This window comes from Flaviramulus sp. (assembly GCF_982512915.1).
In genome coordinates this window covers 86635-105495 of sequence record NZ_CEWOCJ010000008.1, presented here as the reverse complement: position 1 = coordinate 105495, position 18861 = coordinate 86635, and the positions used below count along the sequence as shown (strand labels likewise).

General features: G+C 32.0%; 16 protein-coding genes. 7 read left to right on the top strand and 9 right to left on the bottom strand.

What is annotated here, in order from left to right; all coding sequences use genetic code 11:
• The first annotated feature begins 76 nt into the window (after positions 1–76).
• Positions 77–1027: a tetratricopeptide repeat protein gene (locus AC1XJX_RS07700; RefSeq protein ID WP_482003390.1), complete on the top strand. Its 951-nt coding sequence runs from the start codon at positions 77–79 to the stop codon at positions 1025–1027.
• A 178-nt stretch (positions 1028–1205) separates the two neighbouring features.
• Complete coding sequence (locus AC1XJX_RS07695) at positions 1206–2561, top strand: UDP-N-acetylmuramate--L-alanine ligase (protein ID WP_482003389.1); 1356 nt, start codon at positions 1206–1208, stop codon at positions 2559–2561.
• A 168-nt stretch (positions 2562–2729) separates the two neighbouring features.
• Here AC1XJX_RS07695 and AC1XJX_RS07690 read toward each other — a convergent pair whose 3' ends face one another.
• The 3 genes from AC1XJX_RS07690 to AC1XJX_RS07680 all read right to left on the bottom strand — a co-directional run bounded on the left by AC1XJX_RS07690 (position 2730) and on the right by AC1XJX_RS07680 (position 5550).
• On the bottom strand, positions 2730–3410 hold the full coding sequence (locus tag AC1XJX_RS07690; RefSeq protein ID WP_482003388.1) for a LytR/AlgR family response regulator transcription factor: 681 nt from the start codon (positions 3408–3410) through the stop codon (positions 2730–2732).
• Entirely contained in the window at positions 3411–4451 is a 1041-nt protein-coding gene (locus AC1XJX_RS07685; RefSeq protein WP_482003387.1) for a sensor histidine kinase, read from the bottom strand.
• 211 nt (positions 4452–4662) lie between these two features.
• Positions 4663–5550 (bottom strand): dienelactone hydrolase family protein, encoded by an 888-nt coding sequence (locus tag AC1XJX_RS07680; RefSeq protein ID WP_482003386.1) that lies wholly within the window; start codon positions 5548–5550, stop codon positions 4663–4665.
• Between the two features lie 49 nt (positions 5551–5599).
• Between AC1XJX_RS07680 and radC the strand changes: the two genes are divergently transcribed.
• From radC to AC1XJX_RS07660, 4 genes are read left to right on the top strand one after another with little or no spacing between them, the layout of a single operon-like run.
• Positions 5600–6298 carry a RadC family protein gene (gene radC / locus AC1XJX_RS07675; protein WP_482003385.1) on the top strand — a complete coding sequence of 233 codons (699 nt, stop codon included), beginning with the start codon at positions 5600–5602 and terminating at the stop codon, positions 6296–6298.
• Positions 6298–7599 (top strand): polysaccharide deacetylase family protein, encoded by a 1302-nt coding sequence (locus AC1XJX_RS07670; protein ID WP_482003384.1) that lies wholly within the window; start codon positions 6298–6300, stop codon positions 7597–7599. Before radC ends, AC1XJX_RS07670 begins: the two co-directional genes overlap by 1 nt.
• On the top strand, positions 7589–8278 hold the full coding sequence (locus AC1XJX_RS07665; RefSeq protein WP_482003383.1) for a YjjG family noncanonical pyrimidine nucleotidase: 690 nt from the start codon (positions 7589–7591) through the stop codon (positions 8276–8278). The genes AC1XJX_RS07670 and AC1XJX_RS07665 overlap by 11 nt, the downstream gene beginning before the upstream one ends.
• 50 nt (positions 8279–8328) lie before the next feature.
• The gene (locus tag AC1XJX_RS07660; protein ID WP_482003382.1) at positions 8329–9183 is read left to right on the top strand and encodes a hypothetical protein; all 855 of its coding nucleotides are present in this window, start codon (positions 8329–8331) and stop codon (positions 9181–9183) included.
• A gap of 116 nt (positions 9184–9299) precedes the next feature.
• On the opposite strand, the gene AC1XJX_RS07655 is transcribed toward AC1XJX_RS07660, so the two are convergent.
• Positions 9300–10583: a replication-associated recombination protein A gene (locus AC1XJX_RS07655; RefSeq protein WP_482003381.1), complete on the bottom strand. Its 1284-nt coding sequence runs from the start codon at positions 10581–10583 to the stop codon at positions 9300–9302.
• Between the two features lie 167 nt (positions 10584–10750).
• On the opposite strand from AC1XJX_RS07655, the gene AC1XJX_RS07650 reads away from it, so the two are divergent.
• Positions 10751–11479, top strand: coding sequence for a rhomboid family intramembrane serine protease (locus tag AC1XJX_RS07650; RefSeq protein WP_482003380.1), 729 nt, complete (start codon positions 10751–10753; stop codon positions 11477–11479).
• Here the strand turns inward: AC1XJX_RS07650 and rlmB are convergent.
• The 5 genes from rlmB to AC1XJX_RS07625 form a co-directional block, all read right to left on the bottom strand.
• The gene (rlmB, locus tag AC1XJX_RS07645) at positions 11476–12210 is read right to left on the bottom strand and encodes a 23S rRNA (guanosine(2251)-2'-O)-methyltransferase RlmB (RefSeq protein WP_482003379.1); all 735 of its coding nucleotides are present in this window, start codon (positions 12208–12210) and stop codon (positions 11476–11478) included. The genes AC1XJX_RS07650 and rlmB overlap by 4 nt on opposite strands.
• A gap of 64 nt (positions 12211–12274) precedes the next feature.
• A complete protein-coding gene (locus AC1XJX_RS07640; RefSeq protein WP_482003378.1) occupies positions 12275–13117 on the bottom strand; it encodes a hypothetical protein in 843 nt (280 codons plus the stop codon).
• Positions 13118–13135: 18 nt separating this feature from the next.
• Positions 13136–14095: a hypothetical protein gene (locus tag AC1XJX_RS07635; protein WP_482003377.1), complete on the bottom strand. Its 960-nt coding sequence runs from the start codon at positions 14093–14095 to the stop codon at positions 13136–13138.
• 17 nt (positions 14096–14112) lie between these two features.
• Positions 14113–15711, bottom strand: coding sequence for a SusD/RagB family nutrient-binding outer membrane lipoprotein (locus AC1XJX_RS07630; protein ID WP_482003376.1), 1599 nt, complete (start codon positions 15709–15711; stop codon positions 14113–14115).
• A 10-nt stretch (positions 15712–15721) separates the two neighbouring features.
• Complete coding sequence (locus tag AC1XJX_RS07625; RefSeq protein ID WP_482003375.1) at positions 15722–18826, bottom strand: SusC/RagA family TonB-linked outer membrane protein; 3105 nt, start codon at positions 18824–18826, stop codon at positions 15722–15724.
• Between the last annotated feature and the right edge of the window lie 35 nt (positions 18827–18861).

Sequence of the window (18861 nt, the reverse complement as noted above, 5' to 3'; positions counted from 1 at the left end):
CTATAACGTTCGTTATGGAAGTAATCTATTTTTAGTCCACTATAAAGTTTAACTTTGCTATTCTGAATATAATTAAATGAAAAAAATAATCTACTTATTTCTTTTTCCAGTTTTGGTTATTGGCCAAACAAGTATTGATAATGTAGACATACTTTTTCAAAATAAACAATACGCTCAAGCTGAGAAAAATATTATTCAGTTTTTGGAATCACATCCTTCAGATTTAAAAGCCATAGAGTTATTAGGCGATACGTTTGGACATCAAAAAAAGTGGGACGAAGCTATTACAGAATATAAAAAACTTGTAGAAGCTAACAGTAGTAACGCAAATTATCATTACAAATACGGTGGCGCTTTGGGCATGAAAGCTCTAGAAAACAAGTTTAAAGCCATTGGTTTTATAGGCGATGTTAAAGCTTCTTTTATAAAAGCAGCAGAATTAGATCCAAAACATATTGATGCACGTTGGGCTTTGGTAGAATTGTTTATGCAAATACCAGGTGTTTTTGGAGGTAGTAAAAATAAATCTTTGCAGTACGCTCAAGAGCTTGAAAACCTCTCAAAAGTAGATGGTTACTTGGCAAAGGGATATATTTACGAATACGATAACGAGCCAGAATTAGCAGAAAAATTTTATAAACTTGCCATACATGAAGGCGGCTCGTTAACCTGTTTCGATAAGCTTACCAATCTTTACGAAAGTAAAAAAGAACCTAAAAAAGCCATTCAGAACATTGAAGAAGCTCAAAAAAAACACCAGCGCAATGCGTTGCACTATCAAATAGGTAAAGTGGCTGCCGAGTATAATGTGGAGTTGCAAAAGGGAGAACAGTGCTTACAAGTATATCTAAAAAATTATTCGCCCGAAGATGGAGTTCCAAAGGCTTGGGCACATTACCGGTTAGCTCAAATAAACACTTACAAAAACAATAAAACCGAAGCCTTAAAGCACATCAATATAGCACTAGAAGAACTCCCTAAAATTAAAACATTTAAAGAGCAAAAAAAGAAAATTTTAAGTATGTAATATTTTGGCGTTACCCTTTCGGGTCGGGCTTTCTGCTATATCTTTTCTCGTGCCTCAAAAAAGGATGTCGCTTCAATCCCTAACGCAATTCTGTATGCTATTTGTAAACGTTTTCATTTAAAAACATTCGTGTATTAGCAGCAAAAAAAGTATATTTGAAAGCATTCAAAAACAAAACATGAACGTACATTTTATAGCCATTGGTGGCGCTGCAATGCACAATTTAGCATTAGCATTACACAATAAAGGATATCAAGTAACAGGAAGTGATGATACTATTTTTGAGCCTTCAAAATCACGATTAGAAGCTAAAGGCTTATTGCCAAAAACATTTGGCTGGTATCCAGAAAAAATCACAACAGATTTAGATGCTATTGTTTTAGGAATGCACGCAAAAGAAGATAATCCAGAACTTTTAAAAGCTCAAGGATTGGGCCTTAAAATTTATAGTTATCCAGAGTTTTTATACGAGCAATCCAAATATAAAACACGCGTAGTTATTGGCGGTAGCCATGGAAAAACAACTATAACTTCCATGATTTTACACGTAATGCATTATCATGATAAGGATGTTGATTATATGGTTGGCGCACAACTAGAAGGTTTTGATGTGATGGTAAAACTCACTGAAGAAAACGATTTTATTATTTTAGAAGGTGATGAGTATTTAAGTTCACCCATTGATAGACGTCCTAAATTTCATTTATACAAACCTAATATCGCTTTATTAAGTGGTATTGCTTGGGATCATATTAATGTGTTCCCAACCTATGAAAATTATGTTGAGCAGTTTAGCATTTTTGTAGATTCAATTGTTAGTGGCGGTAGCATCAATTATAACGAGGAAGATTTAGAAGTAAAAAGAGTAGTAGAAGCTTCTCAAAACGCTATTAGAAAACTACCTTATAGCACCCCAAAATATACTGTTGAAAATGGACAAACACTTTTAGAAACACCAGAAGGAGATTTGCCAATTGAAGTTTTTGGAAAACACAATCTTAATAATTTGGCAGGTGCTAAATGGATTTGTCAACACATGGGGATAGATGAAGACGATTTTTACGAAGCAATATCAACATTTAAAGGTGCAAGTAAACGTCTTGAAAAAATAGCAGAAACTAAAACGAGCGTGGCTTATAAAGATTTTGCACACTCACCAAGTAAAGTTGAAGCTACTACAAAAGCGGTAAAAGAACAATACGAAAATAGAACTTTACTAGCTTGCTTAGAGTTGCATACTTATAGTAGTTTAAACGCCCAATTTTTAAAAGAATATAAAGGTACTTTGGACGCTGCCGATGTTGCTGTAGTATTTTATTCACCACATGCCGTTGAAATTAAAAAACTTAAAGCAGTTACGCATGAGCAAATTGCCAGTGCCTTTGAGCGTGATGATTTAATTATTTACACCAATCCTGATGATTTTAAAGCGTTTCTTTTCTCCCAAAATTTTGATAACAAAGCATTGCTTCTAATGAGCTCTGGTAATTATGGCGGACTTGATTTTGATACGGTTAAAGGGTTGCTAGTATAATTTAATTATTTCTTTTTACGGTTTGTTATTAATAAGGAAAGTTACGTGTCTGTCTTATAGGATTTTCTGAGTAAAAATAAGAAGCTAGCAAAAAAAAACTCGCATTGAATTAGCATAAAATAGTTTCTTTTTAACTCAGTTCTTTATGGTAACTAAGCTGGCTTTATTTCATGAATTCAAACTATTGTAAAATTCTTTTCCGTATGAATCACTAATTGGAATTAATTTTTTATTGATAGTAATTCGGTTTCGTTCTATATTTTCAATTCTATCCAAAGAAACGATATACGAATTATGAACGCGACAGAATTTATTGTTGGGTAATTTATTCAGTAAATCCTTAAATGTCTCAAGTGTCATGATCTTTTTTTGAGAGGTAATGATTCTTTTATAATCGCCCATACCTTCTATGTACAAAATATCAGCAGTATTAATTCCTTCAAGCCGATACTCTGTTTTTACAAATATTTTGGAATGCACAATGGTAATTTGCTTATTGAAATCTTGAATAACTTTATCACAAGCCTTTACAAATCGTTCGAAAGTAATTGGTTTTAAAAGATAATCACATACTTGTAATTCAAAACCTTTAATGGCATATTGCGAGTATGCTGTTGTAATAATTACTTTTGCTTTTGTATTAATTGATTCAAGTAATTGAATTCCTGAAAGTTCTTTCATTTCAATATCAAGAAATATTAAATCAACAGAATTTTCATTTATATATCCAATTGCCTCAACTGCTGAATGAAAGGTTTCTAATAAATTAAGTCTGGGTAATTTATCAATGTAGTATACCAACTTCTTAATTGCTAAAGGCTCATCTTCTATAATAATACAATTAACCATCTATACTAACTGAATTTCTAGGTTTACTCGGTACTCATTATCAACTTTATTGATATTTAAAAAATGAGTGTCAGGAAAAAGCAAATTTAGCCTTTTCTTAGCAAGTTCTAATCCCATTCCCGAAACCGTATCATTTCGTTTATATTCATTTATAGTATTTGAACAGCTGAATGCTATTTTACTTTTGTTCTCAATAATTGAAATTCTCAACTTCTGATTTGGATTGTTCAAATTACTATGTTTGAATCCGTTTTCAATAAATGGAAAAAACAGCATTGGCGGAATGTTAGTTTCATTTGACACATTGGTTATAAATTCAACAACATCTGGATTCACTATTCTCATTTTTTCCAATGCTATATATTTTTGAAGATTATCAATTTCTTTTTGAATAGGAACCTTTTCATGTTCTGTTTCATAAACTACATACCTTAATAAATCGGATAGCTTTGACAGGGCAGCAGAAGCTTGTTCAGGGCTTGTTTGTATTAAAGTATCAATATTGTTTAAGGTATTGAATAATACATGCGGATTAAGTTTTGATTTTAAAGTTTTTAACTCACTCAAAAGATTTTTGTTTTCCAAGTCCTTTTTTACCTGCTGGTTTTTAAACCAATCCATACTAAACCTATAAAAGGTACCAAGTCCACCAGAAAATATTGATCCTACAACACTGCCTATATAGGGGTGAATTAGGTTTACTGATGGAAAATCGGAAAAATAAAATTGTGCTTGTCCAGATATGGTAAAATAAAATATTCCCCACCATAATAACATATCGAAAGGGATTATTATAAAAACAGTTAAAATGGCATAAACAACAAATTTTTTATATTTTCTTTTCTCAAGATAATCAGGTACAAGTTTAAAATAAAACGTATAAAAACTTATTAACAGCCAGATAGAAAATATTAATGATATTGTAATTAAACTTGGGGTGTCTGTAAACTCAATACTTTTGTAAACAATAACTAAACCAAAAAAACAAACCGCGATGCATGCTAGAATATGAATTAGAAAAAGAGTAGTAATTTTGTTCATGATATTAAAACTTTATTGATTAACCATGAATTAAAAATCCTATTATTTAAAGTCTTTTCCAAAAGTAATCTTTTGTTGAAGTGTTTTTGTCTGCGAATATTATTTTTTTATCGGTAGTAACTAAAAGTATGCGAACAAAGATAGGATATGAAATCGTTTTAATATTTTTATATGATGTTAAATAGTTAGTTTAAATTTTTTACAAAGTCAATTACCCCAACTTCTCCCTAAAAAAAGCAATAGTTCTATCCCAAGCTAAATTAGCAGCTTTTTCATCATAACGAGGTGTGGTATTATTATGAAAGCCATGGTTTACATCATCATAAAAGTAAGCTGCATGTTGTATATTATTGGCTTTTAAAGCAATTTCATAATCTGGCCATCCTGAATTTACTCGAGTATCTAACCCAGCGTATTGTAATAATAAGGGCGCTTTTATATTTGCTGTTTCTTCAGCAGATGGTTGTCCGCCATAAAATGGCACAGCAGCACCTAAACGGGGTACTTTTACAGCCATCATATTAGCAATCCAGCCACCAAAACAAAAACCTACAACACCTATTTTTCCGTTGCAATTTTCGTGTTTATTTAAATAGTCAAAAGCAGCTATAAAATCTTCAAGCATCTCATTTCTGTCACGTTGGCGTTGTAAAGCACGTCCATCATCATCATTTCCTGGGTAGCCACCTAATGGCGATAAAGCATCTGGAGCTAATGATATAAATCCATCAATTGCTGCACGTCTGCCAACATCTTCAATATAAGGGTTTAAGCCACGGTTTTCATGCACTACAATAATTCCTGGTAATTTTCTGGTAGTGTTATCTGGCTTAGATAATAAACCTTTTATGGTGCCACCTCCTTTAGTAGATTCATAATTAATGTATTTAGAATCTAAGCGCTCATCATCTGGTTTTACCAAAAGCGTGTTTATATAATCTGGAGTTATAAAACTTAACAATGATGATACCGTAATACCGCCAACAGCATAAATTGATAACTTTTCAACAAATTGACGTCTGTCTATTTTATTATGTGCATAATAGTCGTATAAATCAAACACTTCCTGACTGATGTCTTCTTTTTTTAACGTTTTCATAAGATAACTTTTTATTGCTCCTGTAATTTACAATATTTATCTTTATGGCATGACAGAAAAACTACCTTCTTTTTCTATAAAAAACTGGAGTCAAGACGATCAGCCACGTGAGAAATTACTTTATAAGGGCAAGTCTGTTTTGAGCGATGCAGAATTAGTTGCTATTTTAATTGGTTCTGGAAACAGAGACGAAAGTGCTGTAGCGTTGTGTAAGCGAATTTTAGCAAGTGTTGATAATAATTTAAGTGCGTTAGGGAAGTTATCCATAAAACAACTTATGTTATTTAAAGGTATTGGAGAAGCAAAAGCTATTACCATTGCAGCTGCTTTAGAATTAGGAAGACGCCGGAGAGGTGAAGAGGCTTTAGAGAAAAAGAAAATAACATCAAGCGCTTCGGTATTTGAACTTATGCAACCTATTATTGGTGAGCTTCAGCATGAAGAATTTTGGATTATTTATTTGAATAATTCCAATAAAGTTATCCATAAAACACAATTGAGTAAAGGAGGTATTACCGGTACTTTAGTAGATGTGCGTTTAGTACTTAAAACAGCACTAGAAGTTAGTGCTACTGGTTTAATTTTAGCTCATAATCATCCTTCGGGCACTCTAAAACCCAGTGAAGCAGATAAACAAATTACTAATAAATTAAAGATAGCCGCACAAAGTTTAGATATAAAAGTTTTAGATCATCTAATAATAACAGAAAAAGCATACTTTAGTTTTGCCGATGAAACCATACTTTAATGCTTTTAGTTTATACTCATAAAATTTCGCCACGTTTAAAATATGTTTTCAAGCATATTTGCACAAGAATTTTAGGAATAGAGGTTGGGTTTACATCCGAAATACAAACTTTTATAGTGCATGAGGGCATGAAAATGTCTTACACTAAACAACCCTTAAGTAACGAGTTTTTTATAAAAAGTCATGAAATTTTATTTGATCAAGGACTTAATGATATTGAATTAAATATTCAAAATTGGGATCAAACAAAGTGTTTCTTTTTTAATGGTGAAAAAAGTGCTATTCCGTTTGATATTTTTTCAGCTTCTTTTTATTTGTTATCACGTTACGAAGAGTATTTACCACATGTAAAAGATGAGTTTGGGCGTTTTACAGCCACTGATAGTTTAGCATACAAAGAAAAATTTTTACAGCAACCGGTAGTAGATATTTGGGCTTATAAATTTAAAGAGGCTTTACATAAGCAGTTTCCTGAATTTCAATTTCCAATAAAAACCTACAAAATTAAGCCAATAATTGATGTTCCTGCAGCTTATAATTATAAACTAAAAGGTATTTTAAGAACTTTTGGAGGTATTCTTAAAGATATTTTTAGTTTTAAATTTAAAAGTTTGTATTCAAGGCTTTTAGTGATTCTTGGATTTTTACACGATCCGTTTGATACCTTTAAATACATTATCAATAGACAAAAGCATACCAGTTTTAAATTTATGTTTTTCTTTTTAATAGGTGATTATTCTACGTATGATAAAGGTATAAACCCTAATAAAAAGAAATTTGTTTCGCTAATAAAATATGTTGCAGATTATAGTGCAGTTGGTTTAAAAGCCTCTTATTTGGCTTTGGAAGATTTAGATATTCTTAAAAAAGAAAAGTTGAGAATGGAACATATTTTAAATACTAGTTTAAAAGCTTCCAGACAATCGTTTTCAAAAATTAATCTACCAGAATCATATAGAAACCTTATCGAATTAGAAATTTTAGAGGATTATACGATGGGTTATGTAGATTATGTTGGTTTTAGAGCAGGAACTTGTACACCTTTTTTGTTTTATGATCTAGATTATGAAGTACAAACACCATTGAAAATTAATTCTTATCATTTAATGGATAATGCTTTATTAAAATATCAGTCACTATTAGATAAAAAGAAATTTTTAAATGAAATTATTAATGAAATAAAACAAGTTAACGGTGAGTTTGTGCCTGTGTTTCATAATTATACTTTTAGCGATGATGAGAAATGGAAAGGGTTTAAAGAGTTGTTTAATGATATTTTAGATTCAGCAAATGAAGATTAATGGCATAACAGATGTGTTTTTTGATTTAGATCATACGCTTTGGGATTTTGATAAAAATTCTGGATTAACTTTTGAAAAAATTTTTAAGATTAATAATATAAATATTAATGTAAGTGAATTTTTGTTTCATTATGAACCTATAAACCTAAAATACTGGAAGCTTTACAGGGAAGAAAAAGTAGAAAAGAATGCGTTGCGTTTTAACAGATTAAATGATACTTTTTTAGCAATTAATCATCAAGTAGAAGCGGAATTAATTTATAAATTATCAGATGATTATATTACACATCTTACAACGTTTAATCATTTATTTGATAATGCATTTGAAGTTTTAGATTATTTGAGTATTTATTATAATTTGCATATTATTACTAACGGTTTTGATGAAGTACAACATAAAAAATTAACCCAATCTAATATTCATAAATACTTTAAAACAGTTACAAATTCTGAAATGGCAGGTGTTAAAAAACCAAATCCAAAAATTTTTGATTTTGCTTTACAACTAGCAAACACCCATGCAAAACAAAGTGTTATGATAGGGGATAGTTATGAAGCTGATATACTTGGGGCCCAAAACATTGGTATGGATGTTGTTTTTTTTGATATTAAGAATACTGTCTTAGATGCTGATATTAAAACAATTAATAATTTAATTGAATTGAAAAAGTATTTATAGCATTTTAAAAATTTATATTTATAAATAGAGTTAAACATAAAAGAATAAATATGAAAGCTAATTTTTTTTTAATTATGACTACCTGTTTAATGGTGTCATCTGTTTTTTCTCAAACAAGTTTGAATGATTATAAATATGTTATTGTTCCTAAAAAGTTTGATTTTTTAAAAGAACAAGATGAATATCAATTGAATTCTTTAGCTAATTTTTTATTTAATAAATATGGTTTTGAGACCATTTTTGAGGGTGATAACTATCCACAAGATTTTTTGAATGATAGATGTTTAGCCTTAAAATCTGATGTTTTAAAAGATTCTGGAGTTTTTAAGACGAAGTTAACTGTAGTCCTTAAAGATTGCTTTGACAAAGTGGTTTATACTTCAAAATTAGGAGAGAGTAGGGAGAAGGAGTTTAAAACGGCCTATAATTTGGCTTTAAGAGACGCTTTTGAATCTTTTCGAGCAATGAATTATCAATATAAACCTAACCAGAATATAAACACATTAGCAATAGGTGAAAATATAAATAAAAGTGAAGTAGCGAATCAAATTCAGCTATTAAAACAAGAAATTCAAGAACTTAAAAAGGAAAATGAATTTGAGGCTGTAGTAGTTGAAAGCGTTTTAAAAACTAAGACTAAACAAGAAGCTATATTAGTAAACTCCCCTGATACTTTTGTTATTGAAGAAGCCACAAATATATTATATGCTCAAGAAATTGAAAATGGATTTCAGTTAGTGGATAGCACACCTAAAGTAGTTTATAGAATTAAAAAAACCAATTTAAAAGATTTGTATTTAGTTGACAAATCAAATGCTATAGTTTACAAGAAAAACGAAGTATGGTTACTTGAATATTATTCTGGTAATGATTTAAATCAAGAAATTTTAAATATTAAATTCTAACGTTTTGCGTTAGGGATTGAAGTGTAAATCCTTTTTGAGAGGTTATGATCTAAAAGATTGAAACGTAAAGCCCGACCCTTGTGCGAATGCCTATTTTCTTTCAATTTTTATAAAAATTAATATCCGTACTTATCTTTCCAACGAGTTTTTAAAAACTCACGATGGGCATTTTCTCTAACATTATTAGCAGGGTCGTATAGTTTTGTGTTTTTTATCTCGTCTGGTAAAAATTCTTGATTTGCAAAATTGTTTTCGTAATTGTGAGCATATTTGTAATTATCACCATAACCTAACTCTTTCATAAGTTTCGTAGGTGCGTTTCTAATTTCTAGCGGAACACTTAAATCTCCAGTTTGTTTAACCAATTGTTGGGCATTACCTATTGCCACATAAGCAGCATTACTTTTTGGTGAACATGCTAAATAAGTTGCGCATTGGCTTAATATTATTCTAGATTCTGGATAACCAATTGCGGTAACTGCTTGAAACGTGTTGTTTGCAATTACTAAAGCGGTTGGGTTTGCATTTCCTATATCCTCACTGGCACAGATTAGTAACCTTCTAGCTATGAATTTCACATCCTCGCCACCTTCTATCATTCGTGCCAACCAATAAACTGCCGCGTTTGGATCGCTACCTCTTATAGATTTTATGAATGCCGAAATAATATCATAATGTTGCTCGCCAGTTTTATCGTAATGAACCGTATTATTATGGATTTTTTGTAATACGTCCTCATCTGTAATTTCAATATTATTAGAATCGAAAGAGTTTACAATCAATTCAAACATATTAAGCAATTTTCTAGCATCACCACCAGAAAGTCTCAATAACGCATTTGTTTCTTTAATTTTAATAGATTTTTTAGATAAGTATTCATCAATCTTAATGGCTCTCTCTAAAAGCAGCTCTAAATCAGTTTTATCAAAAGCATTTAATATGTAAACCTGACAACGGGATAAAAGTGCAGAAATAACCTCAAAACTCGGATTTTCAGTAGTCGCACCAATAAGTGTTATCCAGCCTTTTTCAACTGCTTGTAGTAACGAGTCTTGTTGAGATTTACTAAATCTATGTATTTCATCTATGAACAAAATAGGGTTTTTAGTAGTAAATAAACCCCCGCTTTGTTTCGCTTTGTCAATAACATCCCTTATATCTTTTACTCCAGAGTTTATGGCACTTAAGGCATAAAACGGTCTCCCCGATTCCGTTGCAATGATATTTGCTAGCGTGGTTTTACCTGTTCCTGGTGGTCCCCAAAAAATCATCGACGGAATTAATCCTTGTTTTATATGTAATGTTAACGCACCATCCTTCCCAACTAAGTGTTTTTGGCTCACATAGTCATCTAAAGTTTTTGGTCGTAAGCGTTCAGCTAAAGGTTCATTGGTATTCATTATTGTAAAATTAAATCAAAATTTTAAGTTTTGGGCGTGTCCCTCAATAAAAAATATCGGGTCGCACTTTCCTTATTACACGGTAGTTTGCTGCAATCGCTCACGCACTTATCTGACATTTTAGCATTTAAAGTAAAGTTGGATAACTATTTGCTAACTTTATACCAATGAGTAAACATGAGCATTTTAAATACTCTACTGGCGTGGTAGCATATCCAGTAGCATTTGTACTAATCATTTGGTTTATCTTCTGGTTTGAAGTTAGGTTTGGATATAACTTTAGTAAATACGGTATCTACCCCCAAACTATTAAAGGGTTACGCGGTCTTGTTTTAAGTCCATTTATACATGGTAGTATCAAGCATATTTACCATAATACAATACCTCTTTTTGTTCTCTCTATGGCCTTATTTTATTTTTACCGCCAAATTGCTTGGAAAGTAGTATTATTAGGTATCCTGTTTTCTGGTTTTTTAACTTGGCTTATTGGAAGGCCAACCTATCATATTGGAATTAGTGGTTTAATTTATGTTTTAGTAAGTTTTACTTTTTTTAAAGGCGTTTTTGCTAAGTATTATAGGCTTATAGCTTTATCACTTTTGGTAGTTTTCCTTTATGGTAGTATGATATGGTATACATTACCAATTGAGAAAGGTATATCATGGGAAGGTCACCTTTCTGGTTTAATTACCGGTTTATTGTTCGCTTTGTTTTTTAAAAAGGAAATAGTAAAACCTAAAAAGTACCCTTGGGAACACGAAAATTATAATGAAGATGAAGATCCCTTTTTAAAACATTTTGATGAAAACGGTAATTTTGTCGAATTAAAAGAAGATCAAATAGAACAGGATCAAATTATAATCAATTACTTCTATAAAAAACAAAGTAAAGATTAACGACGTTGTCTTAAAACCTCATATAAGAAAGCTCCACAAGCTACCGATACGTTTAAAGATTCAATCTCTCCCATCAAAGGTAATTTGGCTTTTTCATCAACTACTTTTAAAATAGATGGGTTTATACCGCGTCCTTCAGAACCCATGATAATGGCGCAAGGTTCTGTAAAGGAAACATCATAAAGTGTGTTAGCTGTTTTTTCAGTTGCTGCAATAACTTTTATACCCGATGCTTGCATGTAAAATACGGCATCTTTAATATGGTCTACTTTACAAATAGGAACTTTAAAAACAGCGCCAGCACTAGTCTTAATAGTATCTCCGTTTACAGGAGCACCACCTTTTTTTTTGATAATAATACCATTTACACCTGTACATTCAGCTGTTCTAATAATTGCTCCAAAATTCCTAACATCACTCAATTGGTCTAATAATAGAAAAAGAGGTGTTTTACCCGATTCTAAAACATTAACTACTAATGTTTCCATATCATGAAATTCAATTGGCGAAATTTGAGCTATGGCACCTTGATGATTTTTATTAGTTATTCTATTAAGTTTTTCTACAGGAACATAAGATGAGTTTATACTATTTTTTCTAATAGTACTCTCTAAATCCGTAAATAGATCGCCATGTAACCCTTTTTGAAGGAATACTTTATCAATGGTTTCTCCTGAGTTTATAGCCTCTATAATGGCTCTAATACCGAAAATTGTAGTGGTTTGTTCCATGGCATAAAGGTAAATAAAAAAACCACCTGTAAAAGGTGGTTTTTTATTTTAGATAATAAAACTTTTAGTTGAAAGTAAATGTTCTTTTACCATCAGCATCAGTTGTTTGAGTAAATGGAATATCTACAAAACCAACAGCAGGATCTACTGTACCTTCAAAAACATGAGATACACTATCATCTGTAGTTAAAATTACTGTATATGGCACAGGAGTATCATCAACAGTAGTCCAAATTTCTACCGAAACTATATAATCCCCATCAGGAAAGTTTTCGTTAGCTGGGTTATTAAAGAAATCTCCTTCAAATCTACTTCCAGACTCAGAATTTTCAAATCTAGCTGTAAAAGCTGCATTATATACAAATAAGTCTAAATCATTTTGATCATAAGGACCTAGCCAATCTAAACTCATCTTTAAACAATTTGTTGTAGGAGCCATAAAAGTACCATTCACATCAATAAGTTTAACACCTACCGCTTCTGAAGTTAATGTAAAAGGATAATCTACTGCATCACCAGTTTCTGATTGAGCTAAATTAATACCAGTTAATTGGATATTTACATATTCATTTAATCCGTTATAATTGTTAACAGGTGTACCCGGCATCGTTAATAATCCTGTACCTGTTGTTTGACCTGCAGGAACTGTAACAAAAGATTTTGTTTGATTAAAATCGAATGTAGTTGCGCTTATCTCAAGCGTTGATTCCACATTAAAACTTTGTGGTAACGTATAGGTGTATTGAATAAAAGTACCAGGAGCCGCTAGAGTACGGTTAAGACTTAACGTACCTACTAACGCTTCTTTTACTTCATTATCAACGTAAGCTCTTGAAAATTCGTCGTCACCACAAGAAACTATGGTTAGTAACAAAAGTGAGCTTAATATATATTTAAATTTTTTCATAATATAATATTATTTAAATTAATTTTTTTGAGCTGTAAATCTAGTAAACCCACCAAAAGTAAATCCAGTACCATCAGATCCAGCAACACCTAGTCCTGAAACTATTTTCAAATCTAAGAAACCTATACATGATAAACCAAGAGATACATCAGCAGTTGTTCTTATGTGTGTAGGGGTATAACCTGCACAACATACTTCTTGAGTTAATACAGCATTTTGACGCGCTACGGTAGCTATACCTAAATCACTAATATTTACTGCTATATTAAAACCTGTTCCATCAGTACCCGCAGAATCAAATGGATTAACCAGTATAACTTGGTTTGCATTAGCTCCAGCTATTATTTCAAACTGGGTTGGTAAACCGTCACCTGCTCCTGCATTAAAACCACTATCCGTAATTATAGTGTAAGTTCCTAACATGTCTGCTTGAACAAAAGGACAAGAAATAATTGTTCCGAAATTCATGGCATTTTTGTAAGCTGATGTGTAAAGTTGTCCTTCAGTATTACCTAAACCTACAGTTAAGGCATCATCATCAAAAGAAGGTTCAACACCATAAAATACAACGCCATCGTTTCTTGTTACTTTAGCAACAAAATTAAATGAATCTCCAAAACCAAAATCAGAAGCTTCTAAACCAAAAGCAGCTGCCATAGATGCACTTGTAATGCTAAGTGATGCAGGGAAACTATTTATTACAATAAAATCATCTGCTTTGTATGGAGCACCACCAATAACGGCTGATAATGTTAATGAATACTCACTAATATTGTTATTAGCATCAATTAGCTCATCTGATATTGAAATATTTGCAGCATCAGGATACGTTGCTGAAACACCATCGTTAGCAAATTTCACAAAGGCACCTTGTTCCAACTCGTAAGTAGCTGGATTATTAAAGGTACTTTGATCAGTACACGAGTATTGAGTTAGCATAACTGCTACTCCCAATAGTAAATAAATTATTTTTTTCATATTCAAATTTTTTAGTTTTAATCTATAAATCCGGCTGGGTTAGTATCCCAGAATACTTGATCAGTTAAACTTTTTTGCTCTAAATTAGGATTGTCATTAGAATTTAACTCAGAGTCTGGTAAAAAGTAACTTCTTGGGAAATCAGTGTTAGAGATTACAGAAAACCCTAATTCTGGATATCCTGTTCTTCTGTAGTTGTTATACGCTTCAAGACTATTACCCCACATAGCGATATAGTATTCTAACATAATGATTTCTAATCTTTCTTCATCAGAAGTTGCAACATCATAACGAAGTAATACTTGGTCGATATAAGCTGTAACATCAGTACTTACCATAGGTATTCCAGAAAAATTTGCAACTTTGTTGAAAGAATCCATCATAGCTTGCATTAAGTATGTTCTTGGGTTTCCAGTTACTCCTAAACCAACAGGAGCAGGTAAAGCAGCTTCTGCAAGCATGAATTTTGAAAATGATGATAAAATTACTGGATGAATACCAGCACCACCAAGATTTTGGCTATCCCTGGTAAAGCTGAAACTAGCATCATCATAAGCACCACCTGCAGGATAAATACCATAAGTAGCTCTTAATTCTCCATCATTAGGAATACCTTCATCATCAGCATGATCTCTACCCCAATAACCATCTCCAACATAACAATATTGGAAATCTCCATCACCCGCACAAGGTAATAATGTACCAGATGGGTCTGTATTAGTTTGTCTGTAAATGTAATAAGGTAATCTAGGGTCTGGGCTAGCCTTGTCATTAAGTAATGTATTCATAAAATCATTACTCATGTATTGGTTCCCAGCATTAATTTGGTAATTACCAGCAAACCATGGGTGTCTGTTATCAGGATTGGTTTCATTTGTTCCAAATTGAATTTGAAAATCATCTGCCAAATCTTTAATATAATTACCACTTGCTAGTATGCTATTAATATCAGAAACTGCACTCGCATTACCAACTAATTTAGTTTGCACATACATTTTAATTTTAAGTGTGTTTGCTAATTTAATCCATTTAGACATATCTCCGTTATAGATTAAATCTTCTGGTTGAATTTGACCAGTAGCACTTAAATTTGTTATAGCTTCGTTTAATTGCGCATACATAGCCTCATAAATTGAAGCACCGCTATCTAAATTAGGTTGAGGAAACTCAGAACTTACTGCTTCAGAATAAACTGCTGTACCAATGTTATCAACTAAGTTTACAAAAGCAAAAGCCTCTAATACTTGCCCCATTCCAACATGATTAGCTAGGTCGTTAGTTTCAGCTAAATCTTGTATTAAATTTAAGTTATTTGCTATAGAATACGTATTAGCCCATGCCCCATTCATAGAACCTTGACCTGAGTTTGAAGCATATGTTCCAAACATATGAACATGTCTCATGATATCTCCACTTTGAAAGCTTAATCCTAAGTGTTGTCCAACAAAAGATAATTGGATACTATTAAGTACTAAACTGGCGTCAGCAGAAACTGGTGTCAGTGTATTTGGATTATCATTGATATCCAAATTTGTAGTTTCACAAGAATATAAAGCAAGTAGAAAACTAAATGCAATAACGAAACCTGTAGAAGCTTTATTAAAATATTTTTTCATTGTCATTTTTTTAAAAAGTTAATTTAACACCAAATGAATATTGCTTGTAAGAAGGGTCATTTTGGAAATCTAATCCTTTACCATTACCAGCACCTGATCCAAGCACTTCTGGATCTAAATTAAGACCTTTAGGAATGTTTGGTGTTTCGTACCATAAGTTGTTACCAGAAACCGTAAAAGTTACATTTCCGAAAGGAGATCTCTCTAGAGCTTTCTTGGATAATGAATAGCTTAATGAAATATCTCTTAATCTGATTACAGATGCATCATAAACTAAGTTCTCATCTACATCTTGTAAGTTGATGAAATATAAATCATTAGGACCTATTTGAATCGTGTTTTCAATTTTATCACCGTTACCATCTGTTAAAATCTCACCAGTATTAGGATTTCCTAAAACACCTGGTATAATAAATGTACCTTCTCTATCTTGAGTATCGGTAGTAACACCTCTACGTAATAAGTTAGAAGCAGTTACAGAGTAAATATCTCCACCATGTATATACTCCCATTGGATACCTAAAGTAAATCCTTTGTAAGAGAATGTATTGATATTTGTAAATCTCCAATCTTCGTTAGGATCCCCTATTAATTCATCTTCTAAACCAACATCATCACTGAATATTATTTTACCAGTCTCAGGGTTTATTAACAAGTTACCTTCATCATCTTTTACAGCAAAAGTACCTCTCATAACACCATAAGGTTCTCCTTCAATAGCAAAGTTGATACCAGATGCAATATCTACTCTTTCTACTGGTAAATCAATAACAGTAGTTTCGTATGCAGTAAATTGGTTGTTAATATTCCAGTTAAATCCACCTTCTTCATTACTTTGGAAAGGGTTGATTCCTAAACTAATCTCAAGACCGTCTGTATCAATTCTACCAGCATTAATTACTGTATTGGTAAAACCAGTAGATGCAGCTAAACTTGAATTTAAAATTTGATCTTCAATAACTCTTCTATAAGCAGAAATGTCAAAATCTAAAAAGTTGTTAAATAAACGACCTTCAAAACCAATCTCATATTCTTTTAAAAGCTCAGGTTTTAAACCTGGGTTAGGTAAAAATGTACTTAATGCATTTGTTGCTACCGTATTTCCTGTAAATGGATTAAGGTTAGCTTGCGCATTCGCTGCCAATTGTGGTCTTGTTAAGTAAGCATTAGGGAAGTTTGCAGAAGTACCGTAACTACCTCTAACTTTAAGATAGTTATTGCTGGCACCCTTTAAACCTTCAAACATACTTGTAGGTATTAACGATAAAGAAACACTAGGATAGAATAATGAGTTATTTTCATCTTCTACAGTAGAACCCCAGTCATTACGTCCACTTACCGTTAAATAAGCATAGTTTTCATAAGCAAATTCTAATTGACCATATATACCAATAGTATTCGTTTCTGACGTTCCTTCAATTACTTGGTTTGATCTAAAGTTATTATGTCTCTTAAAATTAAAAACAACTTGGTCTTCACTAAAGATACCTAAGTTAGAAAATTGAACGTTTTTAGATTCACCACCTAATACAGCATTTAAAATTATGTTATCAGCTAATTTGAAATCACTACCAACAAAAGAAAATCTGTGGTTGGTTGTTCTTACTGTTCTATTGAAAGTTTGTAAAAAACCTAGTGGGCTATCAGCACCACCTTTGTTCTGGTAATCTTCATTAAGTGTTGAATAACTATCTAAACTGTAAAGATAATTTGCAGTAATTTTATCACTTATTTCATAATCTAAGCCAGCTTTGATAAAAGTTCTATCTGTAGTTTCATTAAAAGCCGTATTTTTTTGTTGCCATCTTGGGTTAGATATAGTTGTTCTGTAATAAACAGAAGAACCATCATTAGGGTCTTCAAAAGGTAAATTTTGAATATCTAAGTTTCTTGGAATCCAAGTTAATAATGTAAAGAAGTTTCTTGTTGGTCTGAAAGTGAAAGTATTGTTGTAAGTAACACTTGTGTTGAAACCTAATTTATTAGTAAGTTTAGTTCTACCACCAACAGCTATGTTATATCTTCTTAAACCATTTTCAGGGATATATCCAGTTTGATCAGCATGACCAAATGCTAAACTAATACCAGAATCTTTATCGAAGTTTTTCTTAAGTAAAACAGAAGTAATTTGTCCTATTCCAGTTTTAAAGAAATCGCTCACATTGTTAGGCGCTGCCTTGTACTCTACAGTTGCTCCTTGAAATTGCGGGAATGAACCTGCATATGCACCAATAGCTAAAGGATGAGGAACAATTTGCCCATCAAATCTAGCACCCCAAGTTCCAAAAAACGTGGTGTTAAGAGTATTATCAGCTCCTTGACCATAAAGATTTTGGAAATCTGGTAAGTTAGCAACATCTAAAAAAGAAGTAGTTGTAGAAACTGTAACTTCAAATTTCTTGTCAATACTTCCACCTGAACCAGATTTAGTAGTAATAACGATAACCCCATTACGACCATCTTGACCATAAAGAGTTGATGCTGCTAAACCTTTAAGTACAGTTGTAGTAGCGATGTTGTTTGGGTCAATATCAAAAGATCTATCACCAGCAATTGGAGCGCCGTCTACAATGTATAGAGGTTGGTTGTTACCAGAGATTGAGTTTTTAGAACGAATAATTACACTCGCTTGTGTTCCTAAAAATCCACCACCCGCATTTACTTCAACCCCTGCAATCTTACCAGTTAAAATTCTGGCAACATCCGTCTCAGGTTTTCTTTCAATTTGATCTGATTGAATTGTTGCTACAGAGTAACCAAGAGCTTTTTCTTCTCTTCTAATACCCTGAGCCGTTACAATAACCTCATCTAAAGATTCTGCATCTTCAGCAAGTGTAACATTAATTGTGTTAGAGGCTCCTACACGAACTTCTTTTTTAGAATATCCAACAAAACTAAACACTAAGGTAGAACCTTGAGCTGCTTGAATTGAATATTTTCCATCGAAATCTGTAGAAGTACCAGAAGTTGTACCTTTTACTAAGACAGTTGTTCCAGGAAGCGGTAAACCAGAATCATCTGATACTGTACCTGAAATTGTCTTTTCTTGTGCAAACGTTAGTTGCACAACAAACGCTAGGAATAGCGTTAGAATTCCACTAAACTTTGTTTTCATTTTATAATTATTTGAATTAGTCAATGCCAAAAATC